General features: G+C 46.2%; 24 protein-coding genes and 1 tRNA gene. 1 reads left to right on the top strand and 24 read right to left on the bottom strand.

All coding sequences use genetic code 11. The features are described 5' to 3' along the window. The 18 genes from nuoK to FD977_RS04140 all read right to left on the bottom strand — a co-directional run bounded on the left by nuoK (position 1) and on the right by FD977_RS04140 (position 16,014). Positions 1–309, bottom strand: coding sequence for an NADH-quinone oxidoreductase subunit NuoK (gene nuoK / locus FD977_RS04225; RefSeq protein WP_046329952.1), 309 nt, complete (start codon positions 307–309; stop codon positions 1–3). After that, positions 306–953 carry an NADH-quinone oxidoreductase subunit J gene (locus FD977_RS04220; protein WP_215306595.1) on the bottom strand — a complete coding sequence of 216 codons (648 nt, stop codon included), beginning with the start codon at positions 951–953 and terminating at the stop codon, positions 306–308. The genes nuoK and FD977_RS04220 overlap by 4 nt, the downstream gene beginning before the upstream one ends. Before the next feature lie 21 nt (positions 954–974). Next, the gene (nuoI, locus tag FD977_RS04215; RefSeq protein ID WP_215306593.1) at positions 975–1,466 is read right to left on the bottom strand and encodes an NADH-quinone oxidoreductase subunit NuoI; all 492 of its coding nucleotides are present in this window, start codon (positions 1,464–1,466) and stop codon (positions 975–977) included. An 11-nt stretch (positions 1,467–1,477) separates the two neighbouring features. Beyond that, positions 1,478–2,551, bottom strand: a complete 1,074-nt coding sequence (gene nuoH / locus FD977_RS04210; RefSeq protein ID WP_215306591.1) for an NADH-quinone oxidoreductase subunit NuoH — start codon at positions 2,549–2,551, stop codon at positions 1,478–1,480. Between the two features lie 8 nt (positions 2,552–2,559). Next, entirely contained in the window at positions 2,560–4,875 is a 2,316-nt protein-coding gene (gene nuoG / locus FD977_RS04205; protein ID WP_215306589.1) for an NADH-quinone oxidoreductase subunit NuoG, read from the bottom strand. Between the two features lie 31 nt (positions 4,876–4,906). Beyond that, positions 4,907–6,205: an NADH-quinone oxidoreductase subunit NuoF gene (gene nuoF / locus FD977_RS04200; protein WP_215306587.1), complete on the bottom strand. Its 1,299-nt coding sequence runs from the start codon at positions 6,203–6,205 to the stop codon at positions 4,907–4,909. After that, the gene (gene nuoE, locus FD977_RS04195) at positions 6,202–6,705 is read right to left on the bottom strand and encodes an NADH-quinone oxidoreductase subunit NuoE (protein ID WP_215306585.1); all 504 of its coding nucleotides are present in this window, start codon (positions 6,703–6,705) and stop codon (positions 6,202–6,204) included. The genes nuoF and nuoE overlap by 4 nt, the downstream gene beginning before the upstream one ends. A 23-nt stretch (positions 6,706–6,728) precedes the next feature. After that, the gene (locus FD977_RS04190; RefSeq protein ID WP_215306583.1) at positions 6,729–7,982 is read right to left on the bottom strand and encodes an NADH-quinone oxidoreductase subunit D; all 1,254 of its coding nucleotides are present in this window, start codon (positions 7,980–7,982) and stop codon (positions 6,729–6,731) included. Positions 7,983–7,985: 3 nt separating this feature from the next. After that, a complete protein-coding gene (locus tag FD977_RS04185; protein WP_215306581.1) occupies positions 7,986–8,585 on the bottom strand; it encodes an NADH-quinone oxidoreductase subunit C in 600 nt (199 codons plus the stop codon). Between the two features lie 3 nt (positions 8,586–8,588). Continuing rightward, a complete protein-coding gene (locus FD977_RS04180; RefSeq protein WP_011902891.1) occupies positions 8,589–9,071 on the bottom strand; it encodes an NADH-quinone oxidoreductase subunit B family protein in 483 nt (160 codons plus the stop codon). Positions 9,072–9,076: 5 nt separating this feature from the next. Then, positions 9,077–9,436 carry an NADH-quinone oxidoreductase subunit A gene (locus FD977_RS04175; RefSeq protein WP_011902892.1) on the bottom strand — a complete coding sequence of 120 codons (360 nt, stop codon included), beginning with the start codon at positions 9,434–9,436 and terminating at the stop codon, positions 9,077–9,079. A gap of 110 nt (positions 9,437–9,546) precedes the next feature. Then, positions 9,547–9,631 (bottom strand) — tRNA-Leu (locus tag FD977_RS04170). Between the two features lie 85 nt (positions 9,632–9,716). Continuing rightward, positions 9,717–10,064: a preprotein translocase subunit SecG gene (gene secG / locus FD977_RS04165; RefSeq protein WP_215306579.1), complete on the bottom strand. Its 348-nt coding sequence runs from the start codon at positions 10,062–10,064 to the stop codon at positions 9,717–9,719. Between the two features lie 22 nt (positions 10,065–10,086). Beyond that, the gene (gene tpiA, locus FD977_RS04160) at positions 10,087–10,845 is read right to left on the bottom strand and encodes a triose-phosphate isomerase (RefSeq protein WP_215306577.1); all 759 of its coding nucleotides are present in this window, start codon (positions 10,843–10,845) and stop codon (positions 10,087–10,089) included. A 16-nt stretch (positions 10,846–10,861) separates the two neighbouring features. Next, the gene (locus FD977_RS04155) at positions 10,862–11,860 is read right to left on the bottom strand and encodes an NAD(P)H-quinone oxidoreductase (protein ID WP_215306575.1); all 999 of its coding nucleotides are present in this window, start codon (positions 11,858–11,860) and stop codon (positions 10,862–10,864) included. A gap of 27 nt (positions 11,861–11,887) precedes the next feature. Next, the gene (gene pnp, locus FD977_RS04150; RefSeq protein WP_215306573.1) at positions 11,888–14,041 is read right to left on the bottom strand and encodes a polyribonucleotide nucleotidyltransferase; all 2,154 of its coding nucleotides are present in this window, start codon (positions 14,039–14,041) and stop codon (positions 11,888–11,890) included. 271 nt (positions 14,042–14,312) lie between these two features. Continuing rightward, a complete protein-coding gene (rpsO, locus tag FD977_RS04145; RefSeq protein ID WP_112204355.1) occupies positions 14,313–14,582 on the bottom strand; it encodes a 30S ribosomal protein S15 in 270 nt (89 codons plus the stop codon). Between the two features lie 226 nt (positions 14,583–14,808). Continuing rightward, complete coding sequence (locus tag FD977_RS04140; RefSeq protein ID WP_215306571.1) at positions 14,809–16,014, bottom strand: patatin-like phospholipase family protein; 1,206 nt, start codon at positions 16,012–16,014, stop codon at positions 14,809–14,811. 84 nt (positions 16,015–16,098) lie between these two features. On the opposite strand from FD977_RS04140, the gene FD977_RS04135 reads away from it, so the two are divergent. Beyond that, on the top strand, positions 16,099–16,692 hold the full coding sequence (locus tag FD977_RS04135; RefSeq protein WP_215306570.1) for a YSC84-related protein: 594 nt from the start codon (positions 16,099–16,101) through the stop codon (positions 16,690–16,692). Between the two features lie 40 nt (positions 16,693–16,732). Here FD977_RS04135 and FD977_RS04130 read toward each other — a convergent pair whose 3' ends face one another. The 6 genes from FD977_RS04130 to FD977_RS04105 all read right to left on the bottom strand — a co-directional run bounded on the left by FD977_RS04130 (position 16,733) and on the right by FD977_RS04105 (position 23,465). Then, a complete protein-coding gene (locus tag FD977_RS04130; RefSeq protein WP_215306568.1) occupies positions 16,733–18,280 on the bottom strand; it encodes a 2-isopropylmalate synthase in 1,548 nt (515 codons plus the stop codon). 251 nt (positions 18,281–18,531) lie between these two features. Next, positions 18,532–19,395: a CDP-diacylglycerol--serine O-phosphatidyltransferase gene (gene pssA, locus FD977_RS04125; RefSeq protein ID WP_215306567.1), complete on the bottom strand. Its 864-nt coding sequence runs from the start codon at positions 19,393–19,395 to the stop codon at positions 18,532–18,534. A gap of 27 nt (positions 19,396–19,422) precedes the next feature. Then, the gene (locus FD977_RS04120) at positions 19,423–20,070 is read right to left on the bottom strand and encodes a phosphatidylserine decarboxylase (protein ID WP_215306565.1); all 648 of its coding nucleotides are present in this window, start codon (positions 20,068–20,070) and stop codon (positions 19,423–19,425) included. 52 nt (positions 20,071–20,122) lie between these two features. Beyond that, positions 20,123–21,139: a ketol-acid reductoisomerase gene (gene ilvC / locus FD977_RS04115; protein WP_215306564.1), complete on the bottom strand. Its 1,017-nt coding sequence runs from the start codon at positions 21,137–21,139 to the stop codon at positions 20,123–20,125. Positions 21,140–21,189: 50 nt separating this feature from the next. Next, a complete protein-coding gene (gene ilvN / locus FD977_RS04110; RefSeq protein WP_046329932.1) occupies positions 21,190–21,681 on the bottom strand; it encodes an acetolactate synthase small subunit in 492 nt (163 codons plus the stop codon). Then, positions 21,681–23,465: an acetolactate synthase 3 catalytic subunit gene (locus tag FD977_RS04105; protein WP_215306562.1), complete on the bottom strand. Its 1,785-nt coding sequence runs from the start codon at positions 23,463–23,465 to the stop codon at positions 21,681–21,683. Before FD977_RS04105 ends, ilvN begins: the two co-directional genes overlap by 1 nt. Between the last annotated feature and the right edge of the window lie 111 nt (positions 23,466–23,576).

The following is a 23,576-nucleotide window of genomic DNA, read 5'->3' as shown; positions in this document are numbered from 1 at the left end:
CTAGCCTTTTAGGTGGTCAAGGTCTTCAGCATTGATGGTGTCCACCTTACGGAAGAGAACAACCAAAATTGCCAAACCGATTGCCGCCTCAGCAGCAGCCACAGTCAAAATAAAGAATACGAATACTTGACCAGCCATATCCCCCAAATAATGAGAGAAGGCTATAAAGTTCATGTTCACCGAGAGGAGCATCAATTCAATTGCCATTAAAAGCACGATGATGTTCTTGCGGTTTAAGAAAATACCAATCACGCTAGCCGCAAACAAGATTGCACCAAGCACTAAGTAGTGAGCGAGGGTAATAGTCATTTCTTCTCCCCCCGGGCATCTTGCTTTGCAGCCATATCAGAATCCATCTTGACGATACGCATGCGATCAGCAGAGTTCACGTTCACCTGCTCATGAATATTTTGGGCTTTCGAATCCTTGCGATTACGCAATGTCAATGCGACAGCGGCAATGATGGCCACTAACAGAATGACGCCAGCAACCTCGAAGGCATAAACATAGTCAACGAAGATCAACATACCTAAAGCTTGTGTATTGCTAGTAGCCATCTCTTCAAGCATGGGCTGTACTGGAGTACTAGTACCGATAAAACTGCGAATCAAGACGATCGATAGCTCTAATACGATGACTGCACCCATTAAGAAAGCCACAGGAAGGAATTTCTTGAAATCGCGACGCAAATGCTCAATATCAAGGTCCAGCATCATGACCACGAAGAGAAAGAGCACCATCACAGCGCCAACGTAAACCAGAATTAAAGCCAAACTAAGGAACTCTGCCTTCAGTAACATCCACAAGCCAGAAGCGCAGAAGAAAGCGAGCACCAAAAAGAGTGCGGCATGCACTGGATTGCGCGCAGTAATCACTCGCAATGCTGAGATCACCAAAAGGCCAGCAAATGCGTAGAAGAATGCTGCAAATAATGTAGAGGTATCGAATGTCATATGTTCTTGTACTTGATTCGATTAACGATAAGGCGCATCAGCTGCGCGGTTAGCGGCAATATCTTTTTCATACTTATCGCCTACTGCCAAGAGCATGTCTTTAGTGAAATACAAGTCACCACGTTTCTCGCCAAAATACTCAAAGATATTCGTTTCAACAATAGCATCTACTGGACAGGCTTCTTCACAGAAACCGCAGAAAATACACTTCGTCAAATCAATGTCATAGCGGCTGGTACGACGTGTACCGTCATCGCGCTCAGCAGTTTCAATCGTGATTGCGTAAGCAGGACAAACTGCTTCACACAGCTTGCAACCAATACAACGCTCTTCACCATTCTCATAACGGCGTAATGCATGTAAACCACGGAAGCGGACAGACTGAGGCGTCTTCTCTTCAGGGTATTGAATTGTAATTTTGGGTTTGAAAAGATAGCGACCGGTAATCGACATACCGACCAAAATATCTTTGAGCATTAAGCTATCGAGGAATTGGGAAATTTTCTTAAACATGATTGATCAACTTATTTCCAAATATTCAATGGAGATACAACCCATGCGCCAACGACAACGACCCAGAATACGGAGATGGGGATAAAGATCTTCCAACCCAAACGCATAATTTGGTCGTAGCGATAGCGCGGCAATGTAGCGCGCAACCAGATGACGCAAGATAAGAGGAAGAAGGTTTTAGCAAACAACCAGAAGAAACCAGGAATATCTCGCAAGATTGGTAAATCTACAATCGGCAACCAGCCGCCCAAGAACAGAGTGGATGCTAGAGCAGCGATCAAAATCATATTAGCGTATTCAGCCAAGAAGAACATCGCAAATGCCATACCGGAGTACTCAACCATATGGCCCGCAACAATCTCAGACTCACCTTCAACTACGTCAAATGGATGGCGGTTAGTTTCAGCAACGCCAGAAATGAAGTAAATCACGAACATTGGTAACAATGGCAACCAGTTCCAAGAGAGGAAGTTCAAGCCAATGTTAGCGAAATAGCCCTGCTCTTGTGAAGCCACAATTGCGCTTAAGTTCAAAGAGCCAGAGGTCAACAAGACAGTAACCAGTGCAAAACCCATGGCGATTTCATAAGAAATCATTTGAGCTGAAGCCCGCATGGCGCCAAGGAATGGGTACTTAGAGTTAGATGACCAACCGGCCAGGATCACGCCATAAACACCGATAGATGATATTGCCATCACATACAGCAATCCAGCATTGACATCTGCCAAGACCATTTTGGCTTGAAAGGGAATCACAGCCCAGGCGGCAAATGCTGGCATGATCACCATGACTGGCGCAATGAAATACAAAACCTTACTTGCTTGCGTAGGAGAAATGATCTCCTTCATCAAGAGTTTCAAGGCATCGGCAATCGGTTGCAATAATCCCAAAGGACCAACACGGTTTGGTCCAAGGCGGATATGCATCCAACCAATCAGCTTACGCTCCCATAGAGTCATATAAGCAACCGCAGCAAACATCGGCAATACGATGATCACAATACGCACCAAAGCCCAAACGAGCGGCCATAGCGAACCAAAGATAGCTTCGCCTTGGGTAGTAACGAGGTTCAAGAAATTATCCATCTCGTCCCTTATGCCTTGCTAACAGTTACAGGACCAAACATCGATCCTAATTGAGCGCTAGCCATAGTGCCCGCAGAAATTCTGACAGCGCCCTGGGCTAAGTTTGCTTCCAATGTCACTGGCAGGTCTACTGATTGAGCACCTTGGGTCACTCGCACAGCATTACCCTCTTTCAAGCCCAACTCAGTAAAGAGGTCTTGACCCAAGCCAACATGATTGCCACGCTTAGCATCGCGCGTTAACTGTAGTGCGGATGAACGACGTACGATTTGATCGCCGGCATAAATACCCACATCAGATACACGCTCTAAACCTGTTAAGGAGCCCGTATTGCTATTGCTTAAACCAGCAGCCGTAGATTGATTTGACAACTTAGTACAGTAATTTTCACCAAGTGCCTCACCCAATACTTCTTCTGGCATGTTGTAGAGGAAGTCATCTAAATTCAATAAGCCGCCAAGAACACGGAGAACCTTCCATGCTGGACGAGAATCGCCCAAAGGTTTTACAGCAGGCTGAATGGTTTGCGTGCGAGCCTCTGCATTAACAAAAGTAGATACTGTTTCTGTAAATGTGGAGATCGGCAGAATGACATCAGTCACCTCTAAAAGATCGGCACTCTTATAGGCACTGAGAGCAATCACCGTATTGGCTTTAGCTAATGCAGCACGCGCTTGCGCAGGATTTGGTAAATCAGCATCTGGCTCAATATTCATCAAGATCACAGCACGACGATCACCAGACAGGATGGATTCAACCCCTGCACCGTTCGCGTTTACCAAGCTAGCACCAACAGCGTTACCGCCAACTGGCAAGAAACCTAAAGTTGCACCAGTTTGCTCAGCAATGAATTGCGCCAACACATGTAAATCAGATGCATGTGGATGTGCGATTGCGGCAGAGCCTAGCAATACTGAAGTGGATGTACCAGAAAGCAAGCTATCTGCAATCTTTTGCGCAGTAGCAGATACCGTTAAATTAGGAGTACCTGTTGGAGCGGAAACAGATTTAGCTTTAGCCACTACCAATGCAACTTCACTCAAAGTACCTACCCATGCGCTTGGAGTAGCAGCAATACTAGTCGCAGGAATTAACCAATCATCACCACCGGCATCAATACGGGAAACTTGCAAACTACGTTTAGCGGCGGTACGTAAACGTGCAGCAATCAAAGGTTGCTCCTTACGCAAGAAGCTACCGATCACTAAAACACGATCTAACTCGCTTAATTTGCTAATCGGCATACCCAACCATGGAGCAGAAGCAGCGCCCTTGATATCAGTTTGACGCAAGCGAGTCTCGACTTGATTGGAGCCTAGACCGCGAATCATTTTTTGGAGGAGATACAACTCTTCAGTACTAGAGATTGGATGCGCTAAAGCAGCAACTGCTTCAGGACCACTCTCAGCAGAAATGGTTTTGAGTGAGTGGGCAACATAATCCATTGCAGACTGCCAATCAGTCTCTAACCACTGACCACCCTGCTTGACCATAGGTGTAGTTATACGGTCTGCACTGTTTAAACCTTCGTAAGCAAAGCGATCACGGTCGCTAATCCAGCATTCGTTGACTGCATCATTCTCTAAAGCAACGACACGCATGACTTTATTGGCTTTTGTTTGAATAGTGGTATTTGCACCAAGGCTGTCGTGCGGACTTACTGAACGCTTGCGACCCAATTCCCAAGTACGCGCAGCATAGCGAAATGGCTTGCTTGTTAAGGCGCCTACAGGACAAATATCAATCATGTTTCCAGATAACTCTGAATCAATAGTTTGACCCGCAAAAGTAGTAATCTCAGAATGCTCACCGCGGTTGACCATACCCAATTCCATCACGCCAGCAACCTCTTGGCCAAAGCGAACGCAGCGGGTGCAGTGAATACAACGGGTCATCTCCTGCATGGATATGAGAGGCCCTACATTCTTATGAAATACAACACGCTTCTCTTCTTCGTAGCGTGAATTCGATTTACCGTAACCAACTGCTAAATCTTGTAACTGGCACTCACCACCTTGATCGCAAATTGGGCAATCCAAAGGATGGTTTATGAGCAAAAACTCCATTACTGAGCGCTGCGCTTCAACTGCTTTAGCGGAATGCGTAAATACCTTCATGCCTTGCGTGACTGGTGTTGCGCACGCTGGTAAAGGTTTCGGTGCTTTCTCAACTTCTACCAGGCACATACGGCAGTTAGCAGCAATAGATAATTTCTTGTGATAGCAAAAATGCGGGATATAAGTATCAAGCTTATTCGCGGCGTGCATCACCATCGAACCTTGCGGAACCTCTACCAACTTACCATCTAATTCGATTTCAACCATGCTCACTTTAAGATGTCCCGTGCTCAATGTCTTATAAAGGTTTAACAGAATCTAAGCAGCGCTTATGTTCTACGTGATACACAAATTCATCCATGTAATGCTTCAGCATGCCACGAACCGGCATAGCGGCTGCATCACCCAAGGCGCAAATTGTACGACCTTGAATATTGGCTGCTACATCATTTAATAAATCTAAGTCTTCAGGGCGACCCTCGCCACGCTCAATACGACTCACGATGCGCCATAACCAACCAGTACCTTCACGACATGGGGTGCACTGACCGCAAGACTCTTCGTGATAGAAGTAAGACAGGCGCTCTAAGGCGCGAACCATACAGCGTGTTTCATTCATCACGATCACTGCGCCAGATCCCAACATGGAACCTGCTTTTGCAATGCTGTCGTAATCCATGGTAAGCGTCATCATCTCTGCGCCCGGAATGACTGGGGCTGATGAACCACCGGGAATGACAGCCTTCAATGGAATGCCATCACGCATGCCACCAGCAAGCTTCAACAGCTCAGCAAATGGCGTGCCCAATGGAATTTCGTAGTTACCTGGATAAGTCACATCGCCTGAGATAGAAAAAATCTTTGTGCCACCGTTGTTAGGCTTACCCAACTCTAAATACGCTGGGCCACCGATTGCCATAATGAATGGCACAGCGGCAAACGTTTCAGTGTTATTAATTGTGGTCGGCTTGCCATACAAACCAAAGCTGGCAGGAAATGGTGGCTTAAAGCGTGGTTGACCCTTCTTGCCCTCAAGCGACTCTAAAAGTGCAGTTTCTTCACCGCAGATATAAGCACCCCAACCCGGAGAAGCATGTAACTGGAAGTTGAATTCACTTCCCATGATTTTGTCACCGAGATATCCGGCAGCACGGGCTTCTTCAAGAGCCTCTTCGAAGCGAGCATAAACTTCCCAAATTTCACCGTGGATATAGTTGTAACCCACAGAGATACCCATGGTGTAGGCACCAATAATCATGCCCTCAATCAAAGCATGTGGGTTGTAACGCATGATGTCACGGTCTTTAAATGTACCCGGTTCACCTTCATCACTATTACAAACTAAATATTTTTGGCCAGGGAACTGACGGGGCATAAAGCTCCACTTCAATCCGGTTGGGAAGCCTGCGCCTCCACGACCACGTAATGATGATGCTTTTAATTCAGCAATGATGGCATCTGGTGCAACTTTGTCATTGATGATACGACGCAGTTGTTGATAGCCGCCTCGGCTCTCATAATCTTTTAAACGCCAGTTTTCACCGTTCAATCCAGCAAGAATCAAAGGCTTAATGTGTCTATCGTGCAAGCTGGTCATGCTTTCCCTTCTGCACGGAGTTCACTTAATAAGGCATCAATCTTTTCATTACTCATATGACTACACATGCGTTTGTTGTTCACCAACAGAACTGGAGAATCACCGCAAGCGCCCATGCACTCACCCTCTTTTAGGGTAAATGTGCCGCAGGGCGTAGTCTCGTTGTAGCCAATGCCAAGCGTTTCTTTTAAATAGCTTGCTGCGGTCTCGCCATGCATTAGCTGGCAAGGTAAGTTTGTACAGATCACCAACTTGTACTTACCAATTTTCTTGGTGTCATACATATTGTAGAAAGTAGCTACCTCATCTACTGCAATGGTTGGCATTTCTAAAATTTGGGCAACTGTTTCAATCACCTCTGGTGAAACCCAACCTATTTCGGTTTGGGTAGCAATCAAAGCGGCCATCACCGCAGATTGCTTTTGCTCTGGAGGGTATTTAGCAATATTGCGCGCAATGTCTGCGAGCGTTTTGTCAGATAGTTGAAGAGTTGTTGTCATGAATTCATCCTTGGCACGCTGTATTAGCGGTCAATCTCCCCGAATACGATATCTTGGGTTCCAATAATGGTTACAGCATCAGCCAACATATGACCACGGGACATCTCATCCATTGCAGAAAGATGCACAAAGCCTGGTGCACGAATCTTCATGCGGTATGGCTTATTAGCACCATCGGAAATTAAGTAAATTCCAAACTCACCTTTTGGGTGCTCAACAGCAGAGTAAGCCTCGCCATCAGGAACATGCATACCCTCAGTAAAGAGTTTGAAATGGTGAATCAACTCTTCCATATTGGTTTTCATATCAACACGCTTTGGCGGAGATACCTTATGGTTGTCACTCATGACAGGGCCATCATTTGCCTTGAGCCAAGCTACACACTGTTTAATGATGCGATTAGATTGACGCATCTCTTCCATGCGCACTAAATAGCGATCATAAGAGTCGCCATTCACACCAACCGGAATATCAAAATCGAGTTTGTCGTAAGTTTCATAAGGCTGCTTCTTACGTAAATCCCACTCAATACCGGAACCACGCAACATAGGACCAGTAAAGCCAAGTTGCAAAGCGCGCTCAGGCGTCACAACGCCAATACCAACCAAGCGTTGCTTCCAAATACGGTTATCCGTTAAGAGATTGCAGTACTCATCGACGTTGGCATCAAAACCATTGGAGAATTGCTCAATGAAATCAAGCAATGAACCGCTGCGGTTCTCATTCAAACGCTTAATGGCAGATGTGCTACGAATTTTAGATTGGGAGTACTGCGCCATCTGTGTTGGTAGGTCGCGATAAACGCCACCTGGACGGTAGTAGGCAGCATGCATACGAGCGCCTGAGACGGCTTCGTACATATCAAAAATATCTTCACGATCACGGAAGGCGTACAAGAACACTGCCATAGCGCCAACGTCCAAACCATGGCAACCAATCCACAAGAGGTGATTTAGCAAACGCGTTAACTCGTCATACATCACCCGGATGTACTGCGCACGCAAAGGCACATCTACTTGTAGCAACTTCTCAATCGCCATCACGTAAGCATGCTCATTTGCCATCATGGATACATAGTCCAGACGATCCATATAAGGAACGTTCTGAATCCAAGTACGTGTCTCTGCTAATTTTTCTGTGGCACGATGCAATAAACCAATATGCGGATCAGCGCGCTGGATCACTTCACCATCTAGCTCTAACACGAGACGAAGTACGCCGTGTGCTGCAGGATGCTGAGGACCAAAGTTGAGGGTGTAGTTCTTAATTTGTGCCATGACTTAAACCGGGCCTCCGTACTGCTCTTCGCGCACGATACGCGGGGTAATTTCACGCGCTTCGATCGTGACAGGCTGATACACCACCCGCTTTAACTCTGGGTCATAACGCATTTCTACGTTGCCAGAGATTGGGAAATCTTTTCTAAATGGATGGCCGATGAAACCGTAGTCAGTCAAGATACGACGTAGGTCTTCGTGGCCATCAAACAAAATACCGTAAAGGTCAAATGCCTCACGCTCAAACCAATTAGCCGAAGCCCATACTGGTGTGAGAGAGGCGACTACTGGATAGGCATCTTCTGGAGCGAATACACGTACACGCAGACGCCAGTTATGGGCAACAGACAAAAGATGGGTCACTACTGCAAAACGCTGACCACCCCACTGTCCATCTCGGTAGTCCTGGTAATCCACTCCACATGAATCCATTAACTGTTCAAAAGCCAATGAAGGCTCATCACGCAAGAGCATGGCAGATTCAAAATAAGTATCTGCATGTACAACAACAGTCACTTCACCTAAAGCGACTTGAATAGATTGAGCACGCTTACCTAAAACTTTTTCTAGATTGGCGGCGAGTTGAACTAAACGGTCTGACATGGTTTAAGCCTTCCGCGCAATCGTGCTAGTGCGAGCGATCTTGGATTGCAACTGAATAATTCCGTAGATCAAGGCCTCTGCAGTTGGAGGGCAACCAGGGACATAAATATCGACTGGCACAATGCGGTCGCAACCGCGCACTACTGAATACGAGTTATGGTAATAACCACCACCATTGGCACAAGAGCCCATGGAGATCACCCAGCGTGGCTCAGGCATTTGATCGTAGACCTTGCGAAGGGCCGGAGCCATCTTGTTACATAAAGTACCGGCCACAATCATTAAATCGGATTGACGAGGCGATGGGCGAAACACCACACCAAAGCGATCCAAGTCATAACGGGAAGCGCCTGCGTGCATCATTTCCACAGCGCAGCAAGCAAGGCCGAATGTCATTGGCCATAAAGAACCATTACGAGTCCAATTAATTAACTGGTCCGCAGTAGTGGTAACAAATCCTTCTTTGAGAACGCCTTCTAATGCCATATCGATCACTCCCAGTCGAGAGCGCCCTTTTTCCAGATATATACAAAGCCCACGATAAATTCCAATAGGAAAATCACCATAGAGGCATAACCAAACCAACCAATATCACGCAGAGCCACACCCCATGGAAACAGGAATGCTGTTTCTAAGTCAAATAAGATAAATAGGATTGCGATGAGGTAGTAGCGCACGTCGAATTTCATACGCGCATCTTCGAAGGCTTCAAAACCGCACTCGTAAGGAGACAGTTTTTCAGCATCTGGCTTCGAAGGAGCCAAAATTTTTCCGAGGAACATGGGCACTAATCCAACCCCAATACCTACAAGGATAAAAAGCAGCACGGGAAAGTAATTAGCGAGATTCAAAATGGCCCTGAGTCGTTCGTCTGGTAAGTCCTAAGAAGCTACAAATTATCAATTACTCCGCTACAAAAAACCTTGATTTAGGGCATAAACCCCCTACAATTTTTACAATTTGGTGCCGACGGCGAGACTCGAACTCGCACAGCCTAAGCCACTACCCCCTCAAGATAGCGTGTCTACCAATTTCACCACGTCGGCATCTTGTAAAACTTGTCAATTCTACTGCATTGCACCACTTATTTACCTCAAAAATAGCGTTAGAAGCTACTTAAACCCCTATTTTTTACTTTGGAACTGCTGGCTTGGTCGGATCTTGAACTGGGGCTACAGGTGCAGCCGCAGGAACTGCAACTGGAGCCATGGTGCCAGACAAAATTCCAGGGCTAGCTTCCTTTTTATTTCCGATCCAAGTAATACCTAAAGTGCAAATAAAGAAGATTGCCGCAAAGATAGCAGTTGTGTGCGAAAGGAAGTTGGCCGAGCCGCTGGCGCCAAAAAGACTCCCAGAGGATCCAGAACCAAAAGCAGCACCCATATCCGCGCCTTTGCCCTGCTGAAGCAATACGAGCAAGATCACAGCCAAAGCTGAAATAACTTGTAAAACGATCAATAAAGTCTTAAACCATTCCATGGCTTATCTCCAAATAAAAAATCTAGGCCTGACAAATGGCTAAGAATTCCTGAGGATTCAATGAAGCACCCCCAATCAATCCACCATCAATATCTGGCATTGCAAATAGTTCAACGGCATTATCAGGTTTGACACTGCCGCCATACAAAATTCCCACATGGGAAGCTACATCTTCATCAAACTCTGCCAACTGCAATCGAATTGCTCTGTGCATATCCTGAGCTATTTGAGCGCTGGCTACCTTACCAGTCCCAATAGCCCAAACAGGCTCATAAGCAATCAAACAATCGGCTAAGCGGTCTTGCAAAATCGCAACTTGCTTTGAAATTTGACCTCTTACAACCTCAACTTCACGTCCAGAGTTGCGCTCATCCGCAGACTCACCAACACAGATCACAGGAATCATGCCGTTGTCTAATACCTGCAGTGCTTTTTCTGCTATCTGCCCATCAGTCTCCTGATGGTACTGGCGGCGCTCCGAATGCCCCACGATGACGTAGGCACAATTCAACTCTTTCAGCATAGCTGCTGCAACATCACCGGTATAAGCTCCCGCCGGATAAGCTGACGCATCTTGAGCACCTAAACTTAAAAAAGCTAAAGAGCAGTCACGAATTAAATCACCACACTGTGACAAATAAGGTGTTGGAGCACACACTACATACTTACGACCCGCAGGCATTCCCTGCTCCATGCCACGGCAAACAGTCTTGATCCAGTCTGCATTACTTGCAAAGCTGCCATTCATTTTCCAGTTGCCGATAACGGTGATGGGACGCATAAATCTAGCTCAACACTTAAACGGTCAACACAATCTTGCCAACGTGCTCAGAAGACTCCATCAAACGATGGGCATCAGCCGCTTGGTCTAAGGTGAATGTTTTATAAATCACCGGCTTTAACTTCCCCGCATCTAGCAAAGGCCAGATATGGGCATGTAACTGCTGGGTAATCTGCTTCTTAAATGACACTGGACGTGGGCGTAATGTAGAACCCGTAATGGTCAAGCGACGACGCAAAATTTGATTCGTACTCACTTCAGCTTTTGATCCACCCTGAATTGCAATAATCACAATACGACCGTCATCAGCCAGACAATCGATTTCTTTTTGCACGTAAGCGCCGGTGACCATATCTAGAATGACATTGACACCCTTACCGTCAGTTGCCTTCTTCACTTCTTCGACAAAGTCTTGCGTCTTATAGTTGATCGCCAAGTCAGCACCTAAAGCTACACAAGCAGCGCACTTCTCATCAGTACCAGCTGTCACAAATACTGTATGACCTAAGGCTTTCGCAATCAAGATAGCAGTTACGCCGATACCGCTCGAGCCACCTTGAACCAATAAAGTTTCGCCTTCAGATAGTTGGCCACGCATGAAGACATTGCTCCACACGGTATAAAACGTTTCCGGTAATGCGGCAGCCTCTTGATCAGTAAATCCTTTTGGGTAAGGCATACACTGTGCTATGGGTGCAATGCACAAATCTGCATAACCACCGCCCTGCACTAGCGCGCACACCTTATCGCCAACCTTTAGCCCAAACAGATTATCGACGTGAGCTAAGTCACCGCCAACAATCTCACCAGCCACTTCGAGGCCAGGAATATCAGATGCGCCTGCTGGAACCGGGTAATGGCCTTTACGTTGCAAAACGTCTGGACGATTAATCCCAGCAGCCAAAACACGAATCAAAATCTCGCCAGACCCAGCACCAGGAAGCACTGGATCAGGACGAGTGGCAGACACCAGCATTTCTGGTGCGCCAAATTCTTTGATTTCTATTACGCGCATATGAATTCCGCTTGTTAACTGAACTACTTAAGCGTTTTCGCCAGATGTGGGAGCAGCTTCAGCACCTGCCAAAGGAGCAATCGTGCCACCCTCTTCAGCCATCGCAGCTTTGAGAGATAAACGTAAACGACCACGCTCATCAGCAGCTAACAATTTCACGCGCACAACTTGGCCTTCTGCCAAATAGTCTTTAACTTCCTTTACACGCTCATTAGAGATTTCTGAGATGTGCAAGAGACCGTCTTTACCTGGAAGAATATTTACTAAAGCGCCGAACTCAAGCAATTTCACTACTGGGCCTTCGTAGATCTTGCCTACTTCAGCTTCAGCAGTAATGCCTTCGATACGTGCTTTGGCTTCAGCCATGCCTTCAGCAGAAGTAGAGGCGATTGTTACGGTGCCATCATCTTTAATGTCGATGCTGCAACCAGTTTCTTTGGTCAAGGCTTGAATGGTTGCGCCACCCTTACCGATTACTTCACGAATCTTATCTGGATGAATCTTGAAAGAAACCATGCGTGGAGCATGTGCAGACAATTCAGTACGCACTGAACCCATCGCTTCTTGCATCTTGCTCAAAATATGCAAACGACCTTCTTTAGCTTGAGCTAATGCAACTTGCATAATTTCTTTAGTGATACCTTGAACTTTAATGTCCATTTGCAAAGCAGTAATGCCGTTAGCAGTACCTGCAACTTTAAAGTCCATATCGCCCAAGTGATCTTCATCACCCAAGATGTCTGTCAACACAGCAAAACGGTTGCCATCCAAAATCAAGCCCATTGCAACACCAGCAACGTGCGCTTTAACCGGAACACCAGCGTCCATCATTGCCAAACAGCCGCCGCAAACGGAAGCCATGGATGAAGAGCCATTGGACTCAGTGATTTCTGAAACCACACGAATGCTGTACGCAAAATCTTCTGCACTTGGCAATACTGGAATCAATGCACGTTTAGCTAAACGACCGTGACCAATTTCACGGCGCTTAGGGCTACCTACACGCCCTGTTTCGCCAGTGGCGAACGGAGGCATGTTGTAGTGGAACATGAAGCGGTCACGGTACTCACCTTCGAGTGCATCAATGATCTGCTCATCACGTGCAGTACCTAAAGTAGCCACTACAAGAGCTTGTGTCTCACCACGGGTAAACAATGCTGAACCGTGTGTGCGTGGTAATACGCCATTACGAATTTCGATCGGACGAACGGTACGTGTATCACGACCATCAATACGTGGCTCGCCATTCAAAATCTGGCTACGAACAATTTTCGCTTCGATTTCAAACAAGATATCGTTAACGGCAACAGCGTCAACATCACCTTCTTCTTGTAGCTTGGCTATAACTGTTTTAGTGATTTCTTTGAGCTTGTCTGAACGAGCACCTTTTTGACGAATCTGATAAGCCTCGCGTAATGGGGCTTCAGCTAATGCAGTGACCTTGGCGATAAATGGCTCATCTTTCGGTGCGGCAGTCCAATCCCACTCTGGCTTGCCAGCCTCGGTTACCAATTCGTTAATGGCGTTAATCGCAGTTTGCATTTGGTCATGACCATATACAACCGCACCTAACATGATTTCTTCAGACAGCTGATTGGCTTCTGATTCAACCATCAATACAGCAGCTTGTGTACCAGCAACAATCAAATCCATTTCGCTAGTAGCTTGCTCTGTACGAGTTGGGTTCAAGAGGTATTGACCGTTAGCGTAACCAACACGTGCTGCGCCAACTGGACCAGCAAATGGAATACCTGAAACAGCTAAGGCTGCAGATGCAGCGATCAATGCAGGAATATCAGCAGGAACATCTGGGTTGATAGACAACACATGAATGACTACTTGAACTTCGTTCAAGAAACCTTCAGGGAATAATGGGCGTAATGGACGATCGATCAAACGGGAGATCAATGTCTCGCCTTCGGATGGACGGCCTTCACGACGGAAGAAGCCACCAGGAATTTTTCCAGCGGCGTAAGTTTTCTCTAAGTAATCAACAGTCAATGGGAAAAATGACTGGCCTGGCTTAGCGGATTTAGAGGCAACTACTGTGCCCATCACTACTGTGTCGTCCACGTTAACGATGACAGCACCACCAGATTGACGAGCAATCTCGCCTGTCTCCATAACTACTTGATGATTGCCCCATTGAAACGTCTTTACTGCTTTTTTAAACATCGTCATTCTGATCTTCTCCAAATTGTTCACGTAAAAGCCACATGGATTTCACGCTTGTCGTGGGATAAAGCAGTGTCACGACAACACTGGAGCGTTTGAAGATCACAAGGGATGCCATTCCAGGGAGACACTGGATTTCACAACCCAGAAACTCATTGGAATGACACGATCCCCTACACAAATAATCTTGAAGCGCCCAAAAAACATGCCATCTGCTTAAGACTGATTCGGTGACGAAACAACCCTAAGATAGATGGCATTGCAATACCGATAAGAATTACTTACGGAGACCTAATTTCTCGATCAATGCGCGATAGCGACCCAAATCCTTGCCCTTGAGGTAATCCAAAAGGCGGCGGCGGCGTGAAACCATCTTCAACAAACCACGACGGCTGTGATGATCTTTAGCGTTAGCTTTGAAATGGGGGGTTAATTCATTGATGCGGGCTGTTAGCAATGAAACTTGAACTTCAGGGCTACCCGTATCGTTTGCGCTGCGCGCGTTGTCTTTGACGATTTCCGCCGTTTTAATATCAGCAACTGCCATTTTCATACTCCTTACTTGCGAACACTTGAGCTTTCACCCAACTTGTGTCGTGCATTTATTAATCAAATAAAACAAAAAAGCTTTAAAAATCAAAGCCATCGAATTGTAGCAGATTCACCGTAAATCCCTAGCCATAGGGCTAGGCACTCAATTTAGGGTTTAGCAGTGGATATTTTGGCAAGTCCTTGATTTATATGAAAATGATGATGAAAATACCTAGAATTGCCTATTTTTTAGGCAATTCCACATCAAACCCCCGCTTATAGCCAGGTGGGTACTTTTGCCACTCCTTACCGCCAAGGCCCTGTTGATAGCCGTAATCAAAAAGAGCCTGCATATAGGCGGTATCAAACTCGGTCTTGTGAGGGAACTTGAAGTCTGACCCAATAAAAGCCAAGTTGAAACTGACGCCATCAAGCTGGGTGGTGTGATAAATACGGTACAAATCCCCAATGCCCTGAGTCTGAATCATGCTAGAAATCGCTCGCTGAATAATACTCAGGGTTCCCCGCTCTGTCTCACGCCACTCAGGATCCAAGCGGGCATTGCGAATAATGTAGGCATTACGCTGTTTCTGTAGCTTGAGTTTCAAATCTTGAGCGCGTTGAGATAAGGCACTTGGATAGAGGAATACCTGTGTGATGGCTCCACCGTCGACATGCATCTCCTGAAAGCTTTTGCCAGAAACTTCAAAATCGAACATGACTGGTGAAAATGCGCCCGGTATTGATGCGGATGCCAGCATGACTTTTCTAAAAAGCTCTAAAGCCTCTGGAGTGCCAATACTAGCAATCTTGCCCATGTTCCAGATTACGGGTACGCCTGCATCTAAATTAGTAGTCCCAATCAAAAGCCAGCGGTTTTTGGTGGTGTACTCATGTGCCACCTTCTTCAGGAAATCTTGATCAATGTATTTTGAAATCAGTTGAAACAAAGGGGTAGTATCTGATAAACCATCACTCAAAATGCCAGAGATCAAACCGCGCTCAATGAAGATGTCTTTGGGGCCATATTTTGTATAAACATCGCGTAAGACGGGGTCATATTCTTTCCCCATATAGGCAAAGGGAGCAATTAATGCTCCAGTACTGATACCAGTAACTAAGTTAAATTGCGGGCGATCGCCGCGCTCAGCCCACCCTATTAATAATCCTGCGCCATATGCACCATCATCACCACCACCTGAAAGTGATAAGTAGTTTGCCGGCGCATTTAAGGTTTTTTCATCTCTCACCTTAAATCCTGCCTGCATATCCGCGGCCATCTGATCAATGCTAGATTGACTGGCCACCATATAGCGCACACCAGTCAGGCCAGCAATTTGCGCTTGACCCATCTGCTGGGGCGGTACTGCCGCTTTGCGCTGCAAGCTACTACAGCCTAGCAATGACAGCATGAGGATGGTGAAGATGCAGCGAGTTAAGAGTGTCATATTGGATCGTTATTGGACAAGAAGGCTTGATGGAGTATAAAGATGGAATTCATCAATTGCGGAAACACAGCGAAGGAAAAATCAATGCGAACTAAATTCATCCAAACATTAGCCTATAGTCTATTAGCCTTATCTCCCTCGCTAAGTTTTGCGCAATTTTCAAATCCATTTGCCGCCGAGAAAACCATTGCCCAGCAACGCCAAGATATCCTCAAAAAGAGTGATGAGACTCTGAAGGCGCTATACCAAGCTCAACCCAAAGCAAGAGAGGTGATTGAGAAATCTGTCGGTTACGCCACCTTTAGCAACTTTGGAATGAAGATTCTAATTGCTGGGGGCGGCACTGGCAGCGGCGTTGTCATTACAAAGGATGGTGCCAAACCTGTTTACATGAACATGGCTGAAGTACAGGCTGGACTTGGTATTGGAATTAAATCCTTCCAAAATATTTTCGCATTTCAAACCCAAGCCGCTATGAATGACTTCATTAATTCTGGATGGACATTTGGTGGTCAAGTGACTGCTGCTGTTAAGTATGAGGCCAATGGTAGCGCATACCAAGATGCCACCACCGTGGCGCCTGGCGTATTAATGTATCAACTCACAGACTCAGGCCTTGCCGCAGAAATCACTGGCAAAGGCACTAAGTACTACAAGAGTACAGACCTGAATAAATAAGAGGCGCATTGCGACATCCGCAGATGTCGCCAAGAATTTCTTAAGGCGTCATCTGCGCATTGAGCTTAGCTTGGCTAGGATCATGCAATTTATTTAAGGCTGACAAATAGGCTTTCGCAGAAGCTGCAATGATGTCTGGATCGGTGCCGACTCCATTAACAACGCGCCCACCCTTTGCAAGTCTGACAGTAACCTCACCCTGAGATTGCGTACCTGAGGTGATTGCATTAACAGAATAGAGTAATTGCTCTACCCCGCTCTTCACAATCTGCTCAATAGCGTTCAAACTCGCATCTACTGGACCATTACCTTCAGCCTCAGAGCTCGCTTCTTTGTCGCCAACTCGGAAAGTCACTCTAGACTTTGGTCGCTCACCCGTTTCAGAATGCTGACTCAAGGATATGAATTTATAAAATTCACCCTCTTCGGCTGCAGCAGAATCCGACATGATGGCAATAATATCTTCATCAAAGATTTCTGACTTTTGATCGGCTAGCGTCTTGAAGCGGACAAAAGCTTCATTTAAATCCGCTTCAGCTTCAATCGCAATACCTAACTCTTGTAAGCGCTGTTTGAAAGCATTGCGACCAGACAACTTTCCGAGCACAATCTTATTGGCAGACCAGCCTACATCTTCCGCACGCATGATCTCGTAGGTATCACGGTTCTTTAAAATGCCGTCTTGATGAATCCCTGAAGTGTGTGCAAATGCATTGGCTCCTACAACTGCCTTGTTCGGCTGAACAACGAAGCCAGTAATTTGCGAGACCAACTTTGATGCAGGAACAATTTGAGTCGCATCAATACCGCACACCATATCAAAATAATCTTTGCGCGTGCGCAAGGCCATGACAATTTCTTCTAATGCTGTATTGCCAGCACGTTCGCCCAAACCATTAACAGTACATTCGATTTGACGCGCACCCCCAATTTTCACGCCAGCCAAGGAGTTGGCAACAGCCATACCCAAGTCATTATGGCAATGCACTGACCACACCGCTTTATCAGAGTTGGGAACTCGGGTACGCAAGGTCTTGATAAATTCACCATACAACTCTGGAGTAGCGTAGCCAACAGTATCAGGAATATTGATGGTAGTAGCACCCTCATTAATAACCCCTTCGACCACCCTGCACAAGAAATCCATTTCTGAGCGATAGCCGTCTTCTGCTGAGAACTCCACATCCTCAGCCAAGTTTCTTGCAAAACGAATGGAGCGTTTAGCCTGCTCCAACACCTCTTCTGGAGACATGCGCAATTTCACGGCCATATGTAATGGACTAGTTGCCAAGAACGCATGGATTCGTTTTGCATTAGCGGCCTTCAACGCATCAGCAGCCCGAGTAATATCTTTATCGTTAGCGCGTGCGAGTGAGCAAACAATGGAATCTTTCACCGCTGCTGCTACAGCAGAGATTGCCTGGAAGTCACCTTCGGAGCTCGCCGCAAATCCAGCTTCGATCACATCAACCTTGAGGCGCTCTAACTGACGAGCGATGCGAACCTTCTCATCCTTGGTCATGGAAGCGCCAGGGGATTGTTCACCATCACGTAAGGTGGTATCAAAAATGATTACTTTGTCGCTCATCACTACTCTCCGGTTCAATATTGCTTAATTATGCTTACTGCTGATTCATACTGACTAATTATTCATTACTAAGCCTAAAAACAAAAAACCCCAGCAATTTGCTGGGGCTGGTATGTCTTGGCTAATGAATTACTTTAATCTCATTAGCTCAGGCCTTACCTGCCCCAAGCTGTAAGCTTAGTGCGAGTAGAAGCAAGTTAGAGAGGGGGGAATTCATCAACATGGTTTTAATATAACCTAAATATTCCAAATTAGCTAAAACGACGGCCGCTCAGATGCTCCCAAGCCCAAATGACATATCCCGAGATGGAATACACCACAAAGAGGCCGAACAGGGTTAAAGGCGGATTCGAAGAAATCAGAACAAAGGTCAAAATCATCAGAACCATGACACCAAAAGGCACGCGGTAGCGCACATCTAAGGCCTTGCCACTGTAAAAACGCGCATTGGATACCATGGTCAAGCCAGCATACACAGCCAAGAAGAAAGTGATCCAAGGGATAGCGCTGTCACGCACGGGGATCTTGTTATCATCAGCTAGCCAAATAAAACCAGCCATTAAAGAGCCAGCGGCTGGACTAGGTAAGCCCTGGAAAAACTTCTTATCAACCACGCCAGTATTAACGTTGAAGCGCGCCAGACGCAAGGCTGCTCCTGCACAGTAAGTAAAGGCAGCCAACCAACCCCACTTACCTAAGTCTTTTAAGGCCCATTCGTAAGCAACCAAGGCTGGCGCCACACCAAAAGACACCATATCAGCCAAAGAGTCGTACTGTTCACCGAAAGCACTTTGGGTATTAGTCATGCGAGCAACGCGACCATCCATGCCATCCAAAACTAAAGATGCAAAGATGGCAATAGCAGCTATCTCAAACTGGTGGTTCATCGCATTGACGATGGCAAAGAAACCGCAGAATAAGGCTGCGGTAGTAAATGCATTGGGAAGCAAGTAAATACCTTTGCTACGTTTACGTGGCTTGTCTACGTGCAACTCTTCCACTTCAAAATCAATTCCATCGCCCAAGTCCTCTGCCCACTCACCCTGAGTGCGATCAGTACGGGAGTTCGCTAAGCGACTGCGATCGATACGGCCACGACGGCGAAATGTAGGCAAAGAATATTCCTAGTTAAAACGGCTTAATTAATCTAAGCCGGGTACGCGAGCTAATGCAGTGTTCGTAGCGAAAACTTTATCGCCAACGCTGACTAAGGGCTCAGCTGTTAAAGGTAAATATACATCGACACGGGAGCCAAAGCGAATAAAGCCATAACGCTCACCCGCTTTAAGTCTGTCGCCAACATGGATATAACAAAGAATACGGCGAGCAATCAGACCCGCAACCTGAACCAGAGTCACGATTTGACCATTAGCATCAATCACAACAGCATTACGTTCATTCTCAGTAGAGGCTTTATCTAAATCGGCATTGACAAACTTGCCAGGAAAATACTGAATCTCTTTTACCGAACCGTTGACTGCACTACGGTTGGAATGGACATTAAATACGTTCATAAAAACACTGATCTTCAAAGCCTCACGACCCGCATAAGGATCGTTGGCTTTTTCTACTACGACGATACGACCATCGGCAGGAGATAAAACCAGATCACGACCTATGGCAGCAATACGCTGCGGATCGCGGAAGAACTGCAGAACAAATATAAAGATGATCCACAAAGGCCATGACCATGCAATACCACCAAGATAGTGGACTAGCAAAGTAACAGCCCCCACTAACGCCAAATACGGCCAACCTTCTTTCGCAATAATGGGGTGCGGATACATCATCTTTGTTCTGAGCCTTTTTAGTTACTACTATTAGTTTCTAGCTACTATTTACTTAGTTCTTTGTTTGATCAACTAATTTGTTCTTTGCAATCCAAGGCATCATGGCGCGTAACTTAGCACCAACCACCTCGATGTCATGCTCAGCATTCAAGCGACGACGTGAAATCAAAGTAGGCGCACCTGCTTTGTTTTCCAAGATGAAGCTCTTAGCGTACTCACCAGTCTGAATATCTTTCAAGCATTGACGCATTGCGTTCTTAGTATCTTCCGTAACAACACGTGGACCAGTGACATACTCACCGTACTCAGCGTTATTAGAGATAGAGTAGTTCATGTTGGCGATACCACCTTCGTAGATCAAGTCAACAATCAACTTGAGCTCATGCAAGCACTCGAAGTAAGCCATCTCAGGAGCGTAACCAGCTTCAACCAAAGTTTCGAAACCTGCTTTGATCAACTCCACTGCGCCACCACAAAGTACAGCCTGCTCACCGAACAAGTCAGTTTCAGTTTCTTCACGGAAGTTAGTTTCGATGATGCCGGCACGACCGCCGCCGTTAGCTGTTGCATATGACAAAGCAACATCACGAGCTGAACCTGATTTGTCTTGATACACAGCGATCAAATGGGGAACACCGCCGCCTTGAGCATATGTACCACGTACAGTGTGGCCTGGTGCTTTAGGAGCAATCATGATTACGTCTAAATCAGCGCGTGGCTGAACTTGACCGTAGTGAACGTTAAAGCCGTGAGCGAATGCCAATGCAGCGCCCTGTTTGATATTGCCATGAACTTCTTTGCTGTATACATCAGCGATTTGTTCATCAGGCAAGAGCATCATGACTACGTCAGCATCTTTAACTGCTGCGCCAACTTCTTTTACTGTCAAGCCAGCATTTGCGGCTTTGCTCCAGGAAGCGCCATCTTTACGCAAACCAACAGTCACGTTACAGCCTGAATCTTTCAGATTCAATGCGTGTGCGTGACCCTGTGAACCGTAACCAATGATGGTTACTTTTTTGCCTTTAATGAGGGACAAATCGGCGTCTTTATCGTAAAAAACTTTCATGCTCTTTCCTTGTTTTGAAAATGTAGTTAATGCAGTAATTAGTTAAAAAATTAAACCTTCAGAATGCGTTCACCGCGCCCAATACCAGAACCACCCGAACGGACAGTTTCTAAAATCGATGCACGATCAATCGAATCAATGAAGGCATCCAATTTGGCGCCATCACCAGTTAATTCAATGGTGTAACTCTTATCAGTCACATCAATGATGCGACCACGGAAGATATCCGTTGTACGTTTCAATTCTTCACGCTCTTTACCTACTGCGCGCACTTTAATCATCATGAGCTCACGCTCGATATGAGGACCTTCAGTCAAATCAAACACCTTCACCACCTCAACTAAACGATTTAAGTGTTTAGTGATTTGCTCAATCACATCCTCAGAGCCAAGGGTGACAATAGTCATGCGCGACAAAGATGGATCTTCGGTTGGTGCAACGCTCAATGCTTCAATGTTGTAACCACGTGCAGAAAATAAACCAACCACACGAGATAGTGCCCCCGGCTCGTTCTCTATCAATACAGAAATAATGTGTCGCATTAGAGATCCTCGCTGCCCAAAAGCATTTCAGTAATACCCTTGCCTGCCTGAACCATCGGCCAAACGTTTTCTTCTGGGTCTGTCTGGAAATCCATAAACACGGTGCGATCTTTTAAACGAATAGCTTCTTTGAGAGCGCCTTCAACATCAGACTTCTTCTCAATCCGCATGCCCACGTGTCCGAAGGCTTCTGCCAACTTCACAAAGTCCGGTAATGAATCCATGTATGAACTGGAATAGCGCTTGTTATAAGTTAGCTCTTGCCATTGACGAACCATACCGAGGTAACGATTATTCAAAGAAACGATCTTTACGGGCGTGTTGTATTGCTTGCAAGTGGATAGCTCTTGAATACACATCTGGATAGAGCCTTCGCCAGTGATAGCGAATACATCGTTATCTGGGAATGCTTTCTTAATACCCATGGCGTATGGCAAACCAACACCCATGGTGCCTAGACCGCCAGAGTTAATCCAACGACGTGGCTTATCGAACTTGTAGAACTGTGCAGCCCACATTTGATGCTGACCAACGTCAGAAGTAATGAATGCATCACCACCAGTGAGCTCCCACAACTTTTGTACTACGTACTGAGGTTTGACGATTTGGGAAGCTTCGTCGTACTTTAAGCAATCTTTTTTACGCCACTCATTAATCTGCGCCCACCATGCCGCCAGCTTGGCGTCATTCTTACGTGGGCCAGCAGCTTTGAGCTGAGCAGTCATCTCTTGCAATACTTCCTTGAGATTGCCAACGATAGGAACGTCTACCTTTACCCGCTTTGAAATCACCGATGGATCAATATCAATATGAATAATCTTGCGTGGGTGACTTGCAAAGTGCGCAGTATTACCAATCACACGGTCATCAAAACGCGCTCCAACTGCAATCAACACATCACTGTGTTGCATCGCCATATTGGCTTCATACGTACCGTGCATACCAAGCATGCCCACAAACTGAGGGCTAGTACCTGGGAAACCACCAAGACCCATTAAGGTATTGGTAACGGGATAGCCCAATAAATCAGCAAACTCTTTTAATTCTGGAGCGGCATCAGCCAAGATCACGCCACCACCGGTATAGATGAATGGGCGCTCAGCCTCTTGTAATAAAGAAACCGCTTTACGAATTTGTCCACTATGACCCTTGACTACTGGGTTGTATGAACGCATCTCCAAGGTTTCTGGATAGACGAATGGTCCTTTAGCTGCAGATACATCCTTCGGAATATCAATCAATACTGGACCTGGACGACCTGTCTGCGCAATATGGAAAGCTTTCTTAATGACTAAGGGGAGGTCTTTAACATCTTTTACTAAGAAGTTGTGCTTAACCACTGGGCGAGTAATACCCACGGTATCCGCCTCTTGGAAAGCATCTTCACCAATCGCGTACGTTGGTACGTTACCGCTGATGACCACCATCGGGATTGAATCAGTGTAAGCAGTAGCAATTCCGGTAACCGCATTGGTTACGCCAGGACCTGAAGTCACTAAGGCAACACCGACCTTACCGGTTGCGCGTGCGTAGCCATCAGCCGCATGAACTGCTGCTTGCTCATGGCGAACCAGAATGTGTTCAAACTTGTCCTGCTTAAAAATTTCATCGTAGATAAAGAGGACGGAACCACCTGGGTAACCCCAAACGTATTCAACACCCTCTTTGTGCAAAGCCTTCACCAGCATCTCAGCACCAATCATTTCTGGTGGAGTTGCTGCGGGATTTGTATTTGTGTCTTGGTTAGCTTTAGAAGCTAAAAATTCGGCGCTGCTTGTATTCATTTCTTTCGTCCTTTGCAATTTTCGGCAAAAAATTGATTGGTCTGTTCTGTCTCTTGCTTGTGGCCTGAGTTCGAACGGCGCTGCTACCGGAAAAAACCACTTCTTGAATGA

Source organism: Polynucleobacter sp. AP-Elch-400A-B2, from assembly GCF_018688355.1.
Lineage (GTDB): Bacteria > Pseudomonadota > Gammaproteobacteria > Burkholderiales > Burkholderiaceae > Polynucleobacter.
This window is presented reverse-complemented; position numbering and strand designations above follow the sequence as displayed.